The organism is Streptomyces sp. NPDC041191, from assembly GCF_055591945.1.
This window is the reverse complement of the sequence record NZ_JBVIZC010000004.1, coordinates 366,746-381,962: the sequence shown is the minus strand read 5'-3', so window position 1 is coordinate 381,962 and position 15,217 is coordinate 366,746. Positions and strand designations below refer to the sequence as shown.

Annotated in this window: 13 protein-coding genes; 5 read left to right on the top strand and 8 right to left on the bottom strand. The window is 76.6% G+C overall.

Annotation, left to right across the window (positions count from 1 at the left end; genetic code table 11):
* Positions 1–18: 18 nt before the first annotated feature.
* Positions 19–645: a DUF6058 family natural product biosynthesis protein gene (locus ACZ6AQ_RS10520; RefSeq protein ID WP_468759026.1), complete on the bottom strand. Its 627-nt coding sequence runs from the start codon at positions 643–645 to the stop codon at positions 19–21.
* Positions 646–798: 153 nt separating this feature from the next.
* Positions 799–2,145, bottom strand: a complete 1,347-nt coding sequence (locus ACZ6AQ_RS10515) for a D-alanyl-D-alanine carboxypeptidase family protein (protein ID WP_468759024.1) — start codon at positions 2,143–2,145, stop codon at positions 799–801.
* A gap of 420 nt (positions 2,146–2,565) precedes the next feature.
* On the opposite strand from ACZ6AQ_RS10515, the gene ACZ6AQ_RS10510 reads away from it, so the two are divergent.
* Positions 2,566–3,780 (top strand): cytochrome P450 family protein, encoded by a 1,215-nt coding sequence (locus ACZ6AQ_RS10510; protein ID WP_468759264.1) that lies wholly within the window; start codon positions 2,566–2,568, stop codon positions 3,778–3,780.
* 153 nt (positions 3,781–3,933) lie between these two features.
* Here ACZ6AQ_RS10510 and ACZ6AQ_RS10505 read toward each other — a convergent pair whose 3' ends face one another.
* The 5 genes from ACZ6AQ_RS10505 to ACZ6AQ_RS10485 all read right to left on the bottom strand — a co-directional run bounded on the left by ACZ6AQ_RS10505 (position 3,934) and on the right by ACZ6AQ_RS10485 (position 8,947).
* Positions 3,934–4,182 carry a hypothetical protein gene (locus ACZ6AQ_RS10505; RefSeq protein ID WP_388689749.1) on the bottom strand — a complete coding sequence of 83 codons (249 nt, stop codon included), beginning with the start codon at positions 4,180–4,182 and terminating at the stop codon, positions 3,934–3,936.
* Positions 4,183–4,223: 41 nt separating this feature from the next.
* Complete coding sequence (locus tag ACZ6AQ_RS10500; protein WP_468759023.1) at positions 4,224–4,721, bottom strand: NUDIX hydrolase; 498 nt, start codon at positions 4,719–4,721, stop codon at positions 4,224–4,226.
* A 106-nt stretch (positions 4,722–4,827) separates the two neighbouring features.
* Complete coding sequence (locus ACZ6AQ_RS10495) at positions 4,828–6,033, bottom strand: FAD-dependent oxidoreductase (protein ID WP_468759021.1); 1,206 nt, start codon at positions 6,031–6,033, stop codon at positions 4,828–4,830.
* Positions 6,030–7,490: an FAD-dependent oxidoreductase gene (locus ACZ6AQ_RS10490; protein ID WP_468759019.1), complete on the bottom strand. Its 1,461-nt coding sequence runs from the start codon at positions 7,488–7,490 to the stop codon at positions 6,030–6,032. The genes ACZ6AQ_RS10495 and ACZ6AQ_RS10490 overlap by 4 nt, the downstream gene beginning before the upstream one ends.
* Positions 7,487–8,947 (bottom strand): FGGY family carbohydrate kinase, encoded by a 1,461-nt coding sequence (locus ACZ6AQ_RS10485; RefSeq protein ID WP_468759017.1) that lies wholly within the window; start codon positions 8,945–8,947, stop codon positions 7,487–7,489. The genes ACZ6AQ_RS10490 and ACZ6AQ_RS10485 overlap by 4 nt, the downstream gene beginning before the upstream one ends.
* Before the next feature lie 304 nt (positions 8,948–9,251).
* Between ACZ6AQ_RS10485 and ACZ6AQ_RS10480 the strand changes: the two genes are divergently transcribed.
* The 3 genes from ACZ6AQ_RS10480 (at position 9,252) to ACZ6AQ_RS10470 (ending at position 12,525) form a co-directional block, all read left to right on the top strand.
* Positions 9,252–10,226 carry a hypothetical protein gene (locus ACZ6AQ_RS10480; protein WP_468759015.1) on the top strand — a complete coding sequence of 325 codons (975 nt, stop codon included), beginning with the start codon at positions 9,252–9,254 and terminating at the stop codon, positions 10,224–10,226.
* A gap of 69 nt (positions 10,227–10,295) precedes the next feature.
* A complete protein-coding gene (locus ACZ6AQ_RS10475) occupies positions 10,296–11,828 on the top strand; it encodes an amino acid permease (protein WP_468759013.1) in 1,533 nt (510 codons plus the stop codon).
* Between the two features lie 151 nt (positions 11,829–11,979).
* Positions 11,980–12,525, top strand: coding sequence for an EF-hand domain-containing protein (locus tag ACZ6AQ_RS10470; RefSeq protein ID WP_388689736.1), 546 nt, complete (start codon positions 11,980–11,982; stop codon positions 12,523–12,525).
* Positions 12,526–12,669: 144 nt separating this feature from the next.
* Here the strand turns inward: ACZ6AQ_RS10470 and ACZ6AQ_RS10465 are convergent, their stop codons facing one another.
* Positions 12,670–13,506: an inositol monophosphatase family protein gene (locus tag ACZ6AQ_RS10465; protein WP_468759011.1), complete on the bottom strand. Its 837-nt coding sequence runs from the start codon at positions 13,504–13,506 to the stop codon at positions 12,670–12,672.
* Between the two features lie 333 nt (positions 13,507–13,839).
* Between ACZ6AQ_RS10465 and ACZ6AQ_RS10460 the strand changes: the two genes are divergently transcribed.
* Complete coding sequence (locus ACZ6AQ_RS10460; RefSeq protein ID WP_468759009.1) at positions 13,840–15,171, top strand: DUF2252 domain-containing protein; 1,332 nt, start codon at positions 13,840–13,842, stop codon at positions 15,169–15,171.
* The last annotated feature ends 46 nt before the right edge of the window (positions 15,172–15,217 follow it).

Genomic DNA, 15,217 nt, shown 5'->3' with positions numbered 1-15,217 from the left:
ACGGGCGGGGGCCGCCGGTCAGCGAGGCGTACGGGCGGGGTCCGACGGCAGCGGGAAACGGGCCCGGGGCGCGTCCACGCAGGTGTCCCGAGAGGTGGGTCCGCCGAAGCGCAGCCGGTCGTACTCCGTGAACGCCGGCTCCAGGGCGTCGAGCGCGTCCACGCGCGCGTGGAGCGCGACGCGCCATCCGGGCCGGGGAGCCTCCCCCGCCGCGGCCAGGGCCGCCGTGATCTCCGCCGTCAGCTCCTCCTTCCTGCGGATGTTCGCGGGGGTGACGGAGTGCAGGCAGACGTACTGGCCGCTCAGGTACGCCTCCCACTCCGCCGCGCCCCGCGCCGGGTCCTCCCAGTGCCCGGTGAACCAGGCGCGCAGCCGGTCGGTCCCGCCCGCCGCGTCGGCGAGCCGGAACAGGTCGCGCGGCACCATCTCCGCGCCGTCCGACCGCAGGTAGCCCGGCAACGGCAGCAGCCCGTCCAGCATCAGCCGCCGGACTCCGTCCGCGTCCCGGCCGAGCGCGGCGCACAGTTCCTCCAGCGGGACGAACTGCGCGGTGACGTACGCGTCGTCGGCCGCGGTCATCGGATGGTCGCCGTTCACCTCGCGGAACCGCCGGGCCACTTCCCGCGCCGGCGTCGGATCCGTCATGGCGTCACTCCTTCGGAAAAGCCGCCCCGGTCCTTCCCGGGCGGCGTTCCCGAAGGTTAGGACCCGGACCGTGCGGCGCCCGCCGAAACGTCGTCGGCGCGATCCGCTCCGGTGTCCCCGGTGGTTCCGCGGGTCCGGCCCTTCCGGAGGAGGTCACGCCCGGGGGGCCGCCCTCCGCCGCCGCCCCCACAGCACGAGCGCCGCCGCGCAGGCCGAGCCGATCAGGGCCAGCGGAAGACCGGCGGACGTGCCCGGGGCGGCCGCCTCGCGCGGCGCGTCCTTGCCGGGGGCGGCCTCCCCGGGGGCCTTCCGTCCGGACGCGGCCTCCCTCCCGGGCACGGCCTTCGCGGAGGTGTCCTTCAGGGGGGCCGTCTCCGTTCCCGTCTCCGCGCCGGGAGCGGGCCCCGCCGCGCCCGGACCCGCGTCCGTACCCCGCCCGCCGCCGTCCGCGGTCACGGCGCGGGCGCCGGCCTCGGCCGTGGTCCTCGCGCGCTCCGGCGGGAACGAGCCCACCGGCCGCACGCGCCCCGACGCCGAGAAGCCCCAGTCCAGCAGGTCCCGCGCCTCCTCGTACACGGCGAGACTGCCGCCGGCCTGCGGATTCATCACCGAGACGACCAGCGTCCGGTCGCCCCGCCGGGCCGCGGAGACCAGCGTGTTGCCCGCGCCGCTCGTGTAGCCGTTCTTGATGCCGATGAGGCCCGGGTACCTCTCGACCCCGTCCTTCCCCGTCAGGAGCCGGTTGGTGTTGGCGATGCCGTACGACCACGACCCCGCCGGGAAGTCCGCGTACCGCGTCGAGCAGTACCGGGTGAACGCGGGGTCCCGGAGCCCGGCCCGTCCGAAGAGGGCCAGGTCGTACGCGGAGGACACCTGCCCCGGGGCGTCGTAGCCGTCGGGGGAGACCACATGGGTGTCCACGGCCCCCAGGGACCGGGCCTTCTCCTGCATCTTCCGGGCCATCGCCTCCCAGCCGCCGTTCATCGCGGCGAGCACGTGCACCGCGTCGTTCCCGGAGCTGAGGAAGACGCCGTTCCACAGGTCCGAGACCTTGTACGTGTACCCCTCCTTGATCCCGACCAGGCTGCTGCCCGCCCCGATCCCGGCCAGCTCGGAATCGGCCACGGTGTGCTGCGCGGAGGGGTCGTGGTGAGGGAGCGCGGTGAGGGCGAACAGGGTCTTGAGCGTGCTGGCCGGCGGCAGATTGCGGTGCGCGTCCCGCGCGGCGAGCACCTCGCCGGTGGAGGCGTCCGCGACCACCCACGACAGCGCGGAGACCGAGGGCACGGCGGGCGCCCCCGGCAGCGGCTGCACCTGGACGCCCTGCCGGTCGAGACGGGCCGGATCGACGTGCCGCCGTACGGGCGGGGTGGGCTCCCGGACCGCGGCGGGCGAGACCGCCGCCGCGGAGGGGGAGGCGAGGGCCGCCGGAACGGGCAGCACGAGCAGCAGGGCCGCGGAACCGGCGGCGGCATGACGGACGGCTGACGTGACGATCATTCAGCCACCGTAGGAAGGGGGGACGGCTCGCGCAGATCGAAGTGCGCCGACCGGGGGAGCGGGTGCGGCGTACGGCGGCGCGTCGCGGAGCCGGCGGGCCCGCGCGGGGTACCGGACGACGCGGCTTCACCGCCGCGACGGAGCGGCGCCCTTTTGGGCGGGCGCAGTCCCGGGCGGGCGCCGTTCCGGGCAGACGCCCTCCCGGGCGGGCGCCGTTCCGGGCAGGCGCCCTCCCGGGCGGGCGCCGCCCCGGCCCGGAGAAAGGGCCAGAAGGCCCGCTTCCTCGCCAACTCCCCCCGGAGCGAAAGGGGTTGTCCGTAGGATCGGACCGCCCGCGTGCCGTTCCGGTCCGCCCCGCCGTCAGGAGTCCTCCTCGTGGACACATCCCGCCCCGCCGCCTCCGGGCGCCCTCCGTACCGCATGGACCCGGCGGGCGGCTGCCCGCACGCGGACAACGCCCGGCTGCTCGCCGGGGGCGCCGTGGCCCCGGTGGTCCTGCCCGGCGGGATCGAGGGCATGGTGGTGCTGGGCCACGAAGAACTCCGTGAGTTCCTCTCCCACCCCGACGTCGCCAAGGACGCCCGCCACTTCGCGGCCCTCGCGGAGGGCCGCGTACCGGACGGCTGGCCGCTGCGGACCTTCGCCACCGTGCCCGGCATGACCACCGCGGACGGCGCCGACCACCGCCGGCTGCGCGCCCTGGTCGGCGGCGCCTTCACCGCCCGCCGGGTCGAGGAGCTCCGCCCGCGCGTCGAGGCGGTCACCGCCGGGCTCCTCGACGGACTCGCCGGAGCCGCCGCGGCCGGCGACGGCGTCGCCGACCTGCGCCGGCACTACGCGCTGCCGCTGCCGCTCGGCGTCATCTGCGAACTCCTCGGCGTCGACCCGGCCCACCAGGAACGGCTGCACCGGCTCTCCAGCCTGGTCGTCGCCACCGACACCGAGCCCGCGCGGGCCGTCACCGCCCACCAGGAGCTGGTCGAACTCCTGGCCTCCGTCGTCGCCGCCAGGGCCGCCGCCCCCGGCGACGACCTCACCAGCGCCCTCGTCGCCGCCCAGGACGAGGACGGGGACCGGCTGAGCGGACCCGAGCTGATCGGCACCCTGCTCCTGCTGATCGTCGCGGGCCACGAGACCACCCTGAACCTGGTCACCAACGCGGTCCGGGCGCTCTGCGCCCACCGCGACCAGCTCGCCCTGGTCACCGAAGGCCGCGTCGACTGGGCGGACGTGGTGGAGGAGACCCTGCGCTGGGACAGCCCGGTCAGCTACTTCCCGTTCCGCTACCCCACGCGCGACCTCGTCCTCGGGGGCGTCCTCGTCCCCCGGGGCACCCCCGTCCTGGCCGGGTACTCGGCGGCGGGCCGCGACCCGAGGGCGCACGGCGCGGACGCCGACCGCTTCGACATCACCCGGACGCCGGCGGCGAAGCACCTCTCCCTCGGCCACGGCCCCCACTACTGCCTGGGCGCCCCGCTCGCCCGCATGGAGGCCGCGATCGCCCTGGAGGCCCTCTTCACCCGCTTCCCGGACCTGGACACGGCCGTCCCCGAGGACGAGCTGGTCCGCCACGCGGGCTTCGTCGGCAACAGCGTCCGGGCGCTCCCCGTCCGTCCGGGCCGCCCGGCCGCCTGACGGCGGCCCCGGCCCACGGCACCCGGACCCGGCCCACGACACCCGGGCCCGGCCACGGCACCCGGACCCGGCCGCGACCACCGGCCCGGCCCCCGCGCACCGGCGCGGCCCGGCCCCCGGGGAGGGGACGGGCCGCGCGGGAGGCGCCCCGTCTCAGCCGGCGGTGTGCCCCCACGCGGTCGGGGGGGAGGAGCGCAGGGAGGAGACCAGGCGCAGCAGCCGGGCCTCGTTCCCGGCGAGACCGGCCGCGCGCAGCGCTTCGTCGGCCTCCGCCATCGGGTGGGTGAGCATCACCCCCGCGTAGGGGGCGAGCCGCGGATCGGAGAGCACGGCCTGGGTGGATTCGAGCAGCCGCAGGTACGCCTGGGCCGCCGCGCGCTCGTCGGCGGTGATCGTGGTCATGACGGGCTCCTTCTCGACGGTTCGGCTCTCCCCACCTTCTCCTACGGGTCTGACAATCGGGCTCGGTCCCGCTCCGCGAGACGCGCCTCCAGCCGTTCCAGGAAGACCCGCTGCCCCGCCACGAGCAGGGGGGCCGCCGCCCCGGGGGTGAACCAGCCGGCCCGGTCGATCTCCGGGAAGTCCGCCCGGCGGCCGGAGCGGGGCGGCCACTCCATGGTGAAGGTGCCGGGCACGATCCGGTCCGGGTCCGCTTCGCCCTCGACGGCCCAGACGGTGACGAGCTTCCCGTTGCGCTGCCGGTTCTCCCCGAGGGAGATCCACTCGCCCTCCGGGGCCGGCAGGCCCAGCTCCTCCCGGAACTCGCGCCCGGCCGCCGCCCCGGGCGCCTCACCGGGCCCGTACTCCCCCTTGGGGATCGACCAGGCGCCCTCCTCGCGGGACCTCCACAGAGGCCCGCCCATGTGCCCGATCAGGACCTCGACGCCCCGGTCCGCCGTGCGGCGGAAGACGAGGAGGCCCGCGCTGCGTCTGTCCGGCATGGACCCCAGTGTGGCGGGGGAGGCCCGTCCGCGCAGCCCCGTCCGGTCCCACGGGGGCGGGCGCCCCCGGCACCCCGTTCCTCCCCTCCGCCCGCGCCCCGGTGTCTCACTCCTCCGCCCCGACCGTCACCGGGCCGCCCGCCGGGTCCGTTCCGCGCGTCCATTCGGGGCCGAGCCGTACGGAACGCCACGGCACGAGCGTCCCGCGCAGCCGTTCCCGCCGCAGCCGCGCACCGTCCTGGGCGACGGACAGGAGCGGGCGGACGAGGCGGCGTTCCGGCCGGACGAGCAGCGGAGCGGGTCCCGGGCCGAGGAGGCCGGGCACCACCCACCGCAGCGGCCCCGCCGTCACGACCGGCACCGCGCCGGCGGGCGGGAGGAGACCGGCGAGGTGGTCCAGCACGGCGTCGGCCGCCGCCCGCCCCTCGGCCGCGGCCACCCGCGCGGACTCCCCGCCGCGCAGGAGGGCGCCGGCCGCGAAGACCCCGGGCGCGCGGGTGCGGAAGGCGCCGTCCGTTAGGGGGCCCCGCGTGCCCGGCGCGAGCGGCAGCCCGCGGGCGCGGACCAGTTCGTGGTCCGGAATCCAGTCGCCCGTGAAGACCACCGTGTCGCACCGCAGCACGGTCGTCCGGCCGTCCCGCCCCCGCACCGCGACCCCCGTCGCCCGGCCGCGCCCCAGGATCTCCGTCACGACCGTGCCGGTGAGCAGCGGGGCCGTCCCGGCCGCGACCGCCGGCCGGGGGTGCCCGGTGACGACGGCCACCACCTCCACCCCGGCCGAGCGCAGCGTCCGCACCGCGCCCCGGGCCACCGGATCGCCGCCGACGACCACGGCCCGCCGCCCGACGTGCTCCCGCCGCGCCCCGAACCGGGCCACCACCCGCTGGAGTTCGCCGGTCGTCAGCACTCCGGCGGGCCGGGTCCCCGGCACGAGCCGGGCGCTGCGGGGCCGTTCGCGCGCCCCGGTCGCGAGGACCACCGCGCGGGCCCCGATCCGTTCGGGCCCGGCCGGGGAGACGGTCTCCAGGGCGAGCGGTCCGGCCCAGCCCGTGACCGAGACGCCCGTACGGACGTCCGCGCCGGCCCGCGACGCCGCCCGCACAGCGCGGCGCGCGTACCCCGGCCCGTCCAGGGGGCGTCCCCGCGCGTCCGCGCCGAACCCCGGCCGGAGGCAGTGGCGCGGCACCCCGCCCGCCTCCGGCTCCCGCTCCAGGACCTCGACGCGACCGGCCCCGGCCGCGGCCAGCCGGGCGGCCGCGGCGAGCCCGGCGGGTCCCGCGCCCACCACGAGCACGTCGACCGCGCGGTTCACCGCGTCCCCTTCCCGGGGCGGGCGCGCGACTCCTCGAACAGCGCCCGTACCTCCGCGCCGCAGAAGGTGCCCTGGCAGCGGCCGCCCCGGGCGCGGGTCCTGCGCCGCAGCCCGTCGAGGCCGCCCGGCGGGACCGTGGAGGCGAGCGCGGCCCGGATCTCGCCCCGGGTGACCCGCTCGCAGTGGCAGACGACCGCCCCGAAGTCGGGTTCCCGGGCGATGAGTCCGGCGTCGCGGTACGGCCGGGGGAACGCCTCGCCGAGGTTCGGCATGCGGACCGGGGGGAGCGGCCGCTCCGGGCCCGGGTCGAGGCCGCAGTCCGCGAGGAGGCCGAGCACGTGCTCCGCGACGGCCAGGGAGGCGGTGAGCCCCGTGGAACGGATCCCGCCCACCGTCACGTACCGCAGGCCGGGGTGGGCGGCGATCCGGTAGTCCTCCCGCCCGGTGGCGGCCCGCAGCCCCGCGTAGACGGCGGTGACCTCCTCGTCGAGCAGGGCGGGCAGGACGCGGCCGCCCTGCTCGCGGAGGCCGGCGAGCCCCTCGGCCGTCGTGCCGGTGGCGGTCTTGTCGTCGAGGTCCTCCGCCGTGGGCCCGAGCACGACGTTCCCGTACACCGTCGGGGAGACGAGCACGCCCTTGCCGAGGGGACCGGGGACGGGCAGCAGGATGTGCCGGACCAGGCCGCGGGCGGACTTGTCGAAGACGATCAGCTGGCCCCGGCGCGGAGTGACGGTGAAGTCCTCGCGTCCCACCAGGGCGTCGAAGGCGTCGGCGTGGAGCCCGCAGGCGTTGACGAGGTGGCGGGCGCGGAGCACTCCGCGCCGGGTGACGAGCCGGTGGTACGGCTCGCCCGGACACACCTCCTCCACCCGGCAGTTCAGGTGCAGGTCCACCCCGGAGCGGACGGCCTGGGTGGCGTACGCGAGGGTGGTCGTCCACGGACAGACGATCGACTCGCCCGGCACGTCGAGCGCGGCGAGGGCGCCGGGGCCCAGACGGGGCTCCCGCACGGCGAGTTCGTCCGCGGTGAGCGGCCGGGTGGTGCGGTGGCCGTTGCGCTCCGCCTTCTCCCGGAGGCGGGGGAGCGCGGCGCGCTGCTCCTCGTCCCGGGCCACGAGCAGGGCGCCGAGCGGTTCCACGGGGATGCCGGTCTCCCGCGCGTACGCGGTGAGCATCCGGTGTCCCTCGCGGACCAGCCGTGCCTCCAGGGTGCCGGGCACGGCGTCGAAACCGGTGTGCAGGACGGCCGTGTTGGCCTTCGAGGTGCCGTCGCCCACGTCGTCGGCGGCCTCCACGAGGGCGACCCGCAGCGGGTGGCGGGCGAGCGCGCGGGCGACGGCGGAGCCGACGACCCCGGCGCCGACGACCACGACGTCGTACTCCGCGTCCCCGCCGGAGGGCAGGGGGCCCGCCCGGGTGACCCCCGAGGGGGCCCGGTGCTCCGCCGTCCCCCTCACGCGTCCCCGCCGCCCGTCGCCCCGGGGCGTTCCAGCAGGGCCGCGACCTCCGCGCGGAACCGCGCGAGGCGCGCCGCCGCCTCGTCGGCGGAGATCCGGGGCTCGTACACCGCCGACGGCTTCCACTCCGGTACGGCCTCCCGGAGCGCGAGCCCCGGGGTACGGCCGAGGCGGGCGACCGCGCCGGCCCCGAGGGCCGTGGCGTCGGCCAGGGCGGAGACCTCGACGGGCCGTTGCAGCAGGTCGGCCTGGGTCTGCATGAGCAGCGCGCTCCGGGTCAGACCGCCGTCGGCGCGCAGCGAGGCCGGCGGTGTCCCCCGGTCCGCCGCGACGGCCGAGACCAACTCCACGACCTGGGCGGCGATGCCCTCGCACAGGGCGCGGACCAGGTGGCCCGGCCCGGTGTCCAGGCCGAGGCCGGTGAGCGAGCCGCGCGCGTCCCCCCGCCACCAGGGCGCGGCGAGTCCCGCGAGGGCGGGGACGAAGGTGACGCCGCCGGTGTCCGGGACGGTGCCGCCGACCGCGTCGAGCTCTCCGGCCCCGGCGATCACGCCGAGGTCGGTGAGCCAGCGCACGGCCGAGGCCACCGTGTACACCTGGCCGTCCAGGCAGTGCGTCACGCGCCCGCCGAGCCGCCAGGCGACACAGCTCACCAGCCCCGAGGCGGTCCGCCGCGGCTCCGGCCCCGTCCGCGCGAGCAGGAAGGCCCCCGTGCCGTACGTGCACTTGACGGCGGCCGGGTCGTCGGCGCTCTGCGCGAGCAGCGCCGCCTGCTGGTCCACCAGGAGCCCGGTGAGGGGCAGCGGCGGGCCGAAGGCGGTGGTGGTGCCGACCGGGGCGTCGCAGTCGACGATCCGGGGCAGCGGTTCGCCGCCGAGCCCGTACAGGCCGAGAGCGGTCTCCGACCAGGAGACCGTGTCGAGGTCGAGGAGCCCGGTGCGTCCCGCGGTCGCCGCGTCGGTGACGAAGGCGCCGGTGAGCCGGTGGACGAGCCAGGCGTCGCTGGTGGTGACGGCGCCGGCGCCGGTGGCGTGGCGGCGGATCCAGGCCATCTTCGGCGCGGCGAAGTAGGGGTCCACCGGGAGGCCCGTCAGCCGGCGCAGCTCCTCGGCGTGGGCGTCGAGTCCGGCGCAGACGGAGGCGGCCCTGCGGTCCTGCCAGACGATCGCGTCGGTGAGCGGTTCCCCGGTGGCGGGGTCCCAGGCGAGCACGGTCTCGCCCTGGTTGGCGAGGCCCACCGCCACGACCGGGGTGCCCGCCTCGGCGAGCGCCGCCCGTCCGGCGGCGACCACGGACCCGTACAGCTCGCGCGGGTCGGCCTCGACCAGGCCGCCGGGCAGGTGGCGGGGCCGGACCGGCGCCGTACCGCTGCCGATGACTCCGCGCTCCGGACAGAGGACGAGGGCCTTCGTGCCCGACGTGCCCTGATCGACGGCGAGTACCGGACCGCCCGTCATGCCACCGCTCCCGTCACCGGTTCCGTTCGGTGACCGTCCGCTCACCGAAAAGGGTCAGAGTGCCGTGGCCGGGGGGTCCCGTCAAGCCGCGACGGGTGATCACGTCAGGTCCGCCACTTCGCGTGATCTCACGTCAGTTTCGGTCTCTGGCCTGATAGTTGCGGTCGAAAAAGAAGGGCAGCCGGTCGCGTCCGGAGCCCTCTATAGTGATCGCCGATCAACGGCCGGGACGCGCATCGGGGACCGGACGCCCCGCCTCCATCCACCGAGGACCCATGTCATCCACACCACCCCCCACCCCCTGATGAGCGGACAAGGCTTCCGGCCCGTCTACCACCCCGCGGGCCACGACCACGCCCTGCGCCACGCCGTCCAGGACTTACGCGCCGGCCGCTGGATGGCCATGGCGCGGCTGCTCGACGAGACCTCCGCCTGGGACTCCTGGACCCGGCGCACCCAGGTCCTCGCCGCCGTCGCCGCGGGCACCGACACCGTCCGCGCCTGGCGCGCCGAGCACCCCGACAGCCCCGCCGCCACCGTGATGCACGGCCGCGTCGCCGTCGAGCGGGCCGTACGCGCCCACCGCGCCGGCCACGCCGGCGCCGACGACCTCCGGGAGCAGGCGCGGAACGCCTGCCGCGAGGCCGCCGACCGGTCGCCCTCCGATCCGGTGCCCTGGGTGGGACTGCTCGCCCTGGCCGCCCTCGACGGACGCCAGCGCAGGGCCGAGCACCGGCTCCGCCCCCCGGCCCCCATGCTGCCGACCGGGCCCTGGGGGCTGCTGGCCGAGGCGGAGAAACGCGACCCGTACAACCGCGAGGCGCACCACCGCATGCTCCAGTTCCTCTACGCCCGGCGCTCCGGACCGCTCTCCGAAGCCGTCAACTACTCCTCCTGGGCCTCCTCCTCGGCGCCCGTGGGCTCCGCCCTGCACGCCCTCCCGCTCTACGTGCGCGTCGAGCGCTACCGCCGGGAGCGCGGCCACGAGCGCGCCCTCGACCTCCACTGGGTGGCCGAGGACGCCATACGCGACGCCCAGCGGGCCCTGGACGCCTGGTTCCTCTTCTGCGCCACCGACGAGGCGTCCCTGCTCGACCTCAACCACCTGGCGCACGCCCTCTTCGGGGCCCTCCGCTTCACCGACGCGGCCCGTGTCTTCGAGGCGCTCGGCCCGTACTACACGACGCTTCCCTGGGCCTACCGGACCGCCCGGCCGGACGACCGGGCCCTCGCCGAAGAGGTCTTCCTGCACGCCCGCGCCCGCTGTGCCGGCGGCTGACGCCCCGGCCCGTCCCGCGCCCCGTTCCCCCGCACCCTTCCGTCCGTCCCCCGCCTCCCGGAGATGCCCATGGCCCGCACCGACGCCCCGACCGGCGCGATACACACGCCACCGCCCGCCCAGGACGAGGAGGCGAGGCTGAGAGAGCTCGGCTACCAGCCCGTCCTCGCCCGCCGCATGGGCGGGTTCGGCAACTTCGCGATCAGCTTCTCGGTCATCTCGGTCCTCTCCGGCTGCATGACCCTCTACGGCTTCGGGCTGGGCACCGGCGGACCCGCCGTCATGCTGTGGGGCTGGGCCGGCGTCGGCCTCTTCGTCCTCTGCGTGGGCCTCGCCCTCGCCGAGGTCACCAGCGCCTACCCGACCTCCGGAGCCCTCTACTACATGGCCGACCGGCTCGGCGGACGCCGCTGGGGCTGGTACACCGGCTGGCTGAACCTCCTCGGCCTGCTCGGCGCCATCGCCGGCATCGACTACGGCGCCGCCCTCTTCACCGGAGCCTTCCTCAACCTCCAGTGGGGCTTCGAACCCACCGTCGGCTCCACCTTCCTCATCTTCCTCGCCATCCTGCTGCTCCACGCCGTCCTGAACCTCTTCGGCGTCCGCCTGGTCAGCGTGCTGAACTCCGTCAGCGTCTGGTGGCACCTGGCCGGCGTCGCGGTCATCGTCGGCGCCCTCGCCCTCGTCCCGGACCGGCACCAGTCCGCCGGGTTCGTCTTCACCGAGTTCGTCAACGACACCGGATGGGCCAACCCCTTCTACGTCGCCGCGATCGGCCTGCTCCTCGCCCAGTACACCTTCTGCGGCTACGACGCCTCGGCCCACCTCTCCGAGGAGACCTCCAACGCCTCCGTCGCCGCCGCCAAGGGCATCGTGCGGGCCATCTGGGTCTCCTGGCTCGCCGGATTCGCCCTGCTCGCCGGCCTGACCTTCGCGATCCAGGACTACGCCGCCACGCAGAACAGCGCCACCGGCGTCCCGCCCGCACAGATCTTCCTGGACGCGCTCGGCTCCGGCGGGGCCACCGCCCTGCTGCTCGTCGTGATCGTCGCCCAGCTCTTCTGCGGCAACGCCGAGGTGGCCGCGGCGAGCCGGATGGTCTTCGCCTTCAGCCGGGACAACGCCCTGCCCGGGTCGGCGCTCTGGCGCAAGGTCAGCGGTCGCACCCAGACCCCCGTCCCGGCGGTCTGGCTCTCGGTCGGCGTGGCCGCGCTGATCGCCGTGCCCTCGCTGTACTCGGCCACCGCCTACGGCGCCGTGACCGCCATCAACGTCATCGGCATCACGCCCGCCTACGCCATCCCGATCTACCTGCGGCTGCGCGCCGGCGACCGGTTCGTCCCCGGCCCGTGGAGCCTGGGCCGCTGGAGCAGGCCGATCGGCTGGACCGCCGTCGTCTGGGTGGCGTTCGTGACCGTCCTCTTCTGCCTGCCGCAGAAGTCACCGGTGACGGTCGACACCATGAACTACGCCGTCATCGCACTCGTCGTCGTCCTGCTCCTGGCCAGCGTCTGGTGGTACGTCGCCCGCCGTTCGTACGGCACGCCGACCGCGTACGGCACGGCCCGTGAGGAGGCGGACATCGCGGAGGGGATCGTCTAGGCGCGTGCCGGGCGCCGCCGGCCGGACGGGGCGCGCGAGGCATCGGGCGCGTGCGCGGGTGCCGGGCGCGCCTCTTCCCGCTTCCGGGCGCCGTTGGGGGGACGACCTTTCGCGGGCATGATCGCCGGGGACCCCGACGGAAGGACAGACCGTGGCCAGTGAGTTCCAGCGCGACAAGCTCGTCGCCGTGTTCCGCGCGTTCGACGCCGACGGCAACGGCTACCTCGACCGGCGCGACTTCCAGGCCCTCGCGGAACGCTGGAGGGGGCTGCCCCGCGTGAGACCGGGATCCGAACTGGCCGCGCGCGTGGAGAGGGTCATGCTGGGCTGGTGGGACCTCCTCGCGGCCCACGTGGACACGGACGGGGACGGCAGGGTCGACCTGGACGAGATCCTCGCCATGGTGGACCTGCTGCCCACGATGCGCGAGGTCGTCGCCGCGACCGCCGAGACCGTCTTCGACGCCGTCGACGAGGACGGCGACGGGCGCATCTCTCCCGCCGAGCACCGGCGGCTGGTCGACACCTGGCACGGCGGGAGCGTCGACGTCGCCGACGTCTTCGACCGCCTCGACCAGGACGGGGACGGTTACCTCGACCGTCCCGGATTCACCGAACTGTGGATCCAGTTCTGGACCAGCGACGATCCGGCCGACCCGGGCAACCAGATGTGCGGCCCCGTACCGACCCGCACCTGACCGCTCCCCGGACCCCCGTGCGGGAACCGTCCCGCAGGGCGGGCGGAGCCGGGACACCGGCGCCCCGTGCGCGTGACGGTTCCCACGGGCGGAGGAGGCTTCCGGGGCGACGGCCCGGACCTGCCCGGCGGGCCGGGTCCCGGCTCAGGACCGGCCGGGCCCCGGCCCGCCGGCCGCGTCGCGGCGCCGGCCCCGCGTCATCGACATCAGCAGCTCGTGGGTCTCGTCGTCGGCGGCGGCCACCAGGCCCCGGCCCCCCTCGCCGACCGGGGCGCCGTCGATCCCGGTGACGACGCAGCCGGCGGCCCGGCACAGAGCGATGCCGGCCGCGAAGTGCACGCTGTGGGCGAGGTCCTCGCCGTCGGTGACGTACGCGGCGCGCCGGCCGGCGGCGACCCAGGCCAGCGCCAGCGTCGTGGACACCACCCGGGGCCGGAAGCGCTCGGCGAACACGGGGTGGGCCAGCAGGTCCACGGCCCGGAACCCGGGCGCGTTCGGAAACGGCGGGTCCAGGTTGACGTCCACCAGCCGGGTGGCGGCCGAGGGCGACAGTGGTGCGTCCCCGGCCCCGTCGCGCCGCACCAGGGCGGTCTTCCCGTCGGTGAGGAAGATCTCGCCGCCGAACGGGTCGGCCACCGCCGCCGCCCCGCCGCGCAACGCCACGTTGACGGCCACCAGCATGGCGCCGGCGGCGTAGTTCAGCGTCCCGCACAGGGGGTCCACCAGCCACTGGCGCACGGCGCCCGCGGCACCCTGCCGTCCGCCTTCCTCGCCGAGCACCGCGTCGTCGGGCCGTGCGGCGCGCAGAACGCGGAGGATCGCCCGTTCGGCCTCCAGGTCGGCGGCGGTGGCGAAGTCCCCCGCGCCCTTGTCGACGCGGTCGAGCCGCCTGCCGTACATGCCGCGGACCACGTCCGCGCCGGCCCGTGCCCCGGCCGCCGCGACCGCGGCGTCGTCGGAACCGGTGGGGGAAGGGATCATGCCGCGCAGGTTACCGGAGCGGAACCGCCGCCCCGGCACCGCCCGGTCCGGGCGGGCGGCCCGCTCCCGCCCCCGTGCGGACCTTGGCCTCCCCGGTGCGGACCCCGCCCGTCCTTCGTGCGGACCTTGCCCTCCCCGGTGCGGACCCCGCCGTTCCGGCGCGGACCCCGCCCCCCCCGTGCGGACCCCGCCCCCCCGTGCGGACCCCGCTCTCCCCGGCGCGGACCCCGGCGTTCCGGCCGGAAGGAGTGGCCGGAACGGGTGCGGCGCCTTGTAATGAGGGTTCAGGCGACGGGGAGAGACCACCCCGGCGGAAGAGGCGGGTGAGGCCGGATGACGACGCCGTCGGAACGCGCCGCACGGGGCAGAGCGGCCCGCAAACGCGTCTCCCGCTCCTCCCACGGCCGCTGGATACCCAGCTCCCAGCGCCCCGACCCGCTGGACGTCCTGGAACGCCAGTGCCGGGACCGGCTGTCCGACCTCGTTCCCCTCCGGTACGCCAGGATGGCGGCCTCGCCCCTCGCCTTCCTGCGCGGCGCCGCCGCCGTCATGGCCGCCGACCTCGGCGCCCAGACCGGCACCGGACTCACCGTCCAGCTCTGCGGCGACGCCCACCTCCTCCACTTCGGCGTCCACGCGTCACCCGAACGGACGCTCCTCTTCGGCATCGACGACTTCGACGAGACCCTCCCCGGCCCCTTCGAGTGGGACGTGAAACGGCTCGCCGCGAGCGTCGCCGTCGCCGCCCTCCAGAACGGCGCCGCCGAGACCGGGGCCCGCCGTGCCGCCCTCGCCGCCGTCCAGGCGTACCGCACGGCCGTGCGCCGCCTCGCCGGCCTCGGCGAACTGGCCGTCTGGTACGAACGGGTTCCCGCCGACGGTCTCCTCCCCCTCGTCCGCCGCGGCGCCCGCGCCACGGACCGGCTCGCCCGTGCCCGCCGCACCGGCCTCCGGACGCTCGCCGTGCCCGCTGGGGCGGACGGGACCGGCCGCCGGCGCATCGTCGACGACCCGCCGTTCCTCGAACGCGTCACGGACGTCGACCGGGCCGCCCTCGGCAAGGCGTTCAGCGACCACCGCAGCTCCCTGACGGGGGAACGCCGGCTGCTCCTCGACCGCTACCGCCTCCTCGACGCCGCCCGCGAGACCACCGGGGTCGGCGGCGTCGGCACCCGCTGCTTCGTCCTCCTCCTCGAGGGCAGGGACGAGGACGACCCGCTCGTCCTGCGGGTCAAGGAGGCCGGTCGCTCCGTCCTGGAGGAGTACCTGGCCCCGACCGCCCACTCCCACCAGGGCCGCCGCGTCGTCTGCGGCCGGCGGATCGCCGAGGCCGCGAGCGACGTCCTCCTCGGCTGGATGACCGGGCCCGAACAGCGCCACTTCCACTGGCGCCGGCTGTGCGACACGAGGGGCCCGGTCGAGGTGGAGGCCCTGTCCCCGGCGGCGCTGCGGGACTACGCCCGGCTCTGCGGCCGGGCCCTGGCCGGCGCCCACGCCCGCTCCGGGGACCGGATCGCCCTCGCCGCCTACCTCGGCGGCTCGGACGTCTTCGACCGCGCCGTCGCCGACTTCGCCCTCGCCTACGCCCGTCAGAACGCCGACGACCACGCGTCGCTCGGCGCGGCCATCGCCGCGGGCGTCATCACGGCGGCCCCGGAGGCATGAGGGACCGGGGGGCCGGGCGGCCCCTCACCTCTCCGGGGCCACCCGG

Excerpts from the sequence above, each read along its gene's own strand:
- ACZ6AQ_RS10520 (WP_468759026.1), bottom strand. The coding sequence starts at position 645 with ATGACGGATCCGACGCCGGCGCGGGAAGTGGCCCGGCGGTTCCGCGAG.
- ACZ6AQ_RS10515 (WP_468759024.1), bottom strand. The coding sequence starts at position 2,145 with ATGATCGTCACGTCAGCCGTCCGTCATGCCGCCGCCGGTTCCGCGGCC.
- ACZ6AQ_RS10510 (WP_468759264.1), top strand. The coding sequence starts at position 2,566 with ATGGACCCGGCGGGCGGCTGCCCGCACGCGGACAACGCCCGGCTGCTC.
- ACZ6AQ_RS10505 (WP_388689749.1), bottom strand. The coding sequence starts at position 4,182 with ATGACCACGATCACCGCCGACGAGCGCGCGGCGGCCCAGGCGTACCTG.
- ACZ6AQ_RS10500 (WP_468759023.1), bottom strand. The coding sequence starts at position 4,721 with ATGCCGGACAGACGCAGCGCGGGCCTCCTCGTCTTCCGCCGCACGGCG.
- ACZ6AQ_RS10485 (WP_468759017.1), bottom strand. The coding sequence starts at position 8,947 with ATGACGGGCGGTCCGGTACTCGCCGTCGATCAGGGCACGTCGGGCACG.
- ACZ6AQ_RS10480 (WP_468759015.1), top strand. The coding sequence starts at position 9,252 with ATGAGCGGACAAGGCTTCCGGCCCGTCTACCACCCCGCGGGCCACGAC.
- ACZ6AQ_RS10475 (WP_468759013.1), top strand. The coding sequence starts at position 10,296 with ATGGCCCGCACCGACGCCCCGACCGGCGCGATACACACGCCACCGCCC.
- ACZ6AQ_RS10465 (WP_468759011.1), bottom strand. The coding sequence starts at position 13,506 with ATGATCCCTTCCCCCACCGGTTCCGACGACGCCGCGGTCGCGGCGGCC.
- ACZ6AQ_RS10460 (WP_468759009.1), top strand. The coding sequence starts at position 13,840 with ATGACGACGCCGTCGGAACGCGCCGCACGGGGCAGAGCGGCCCGCAAA.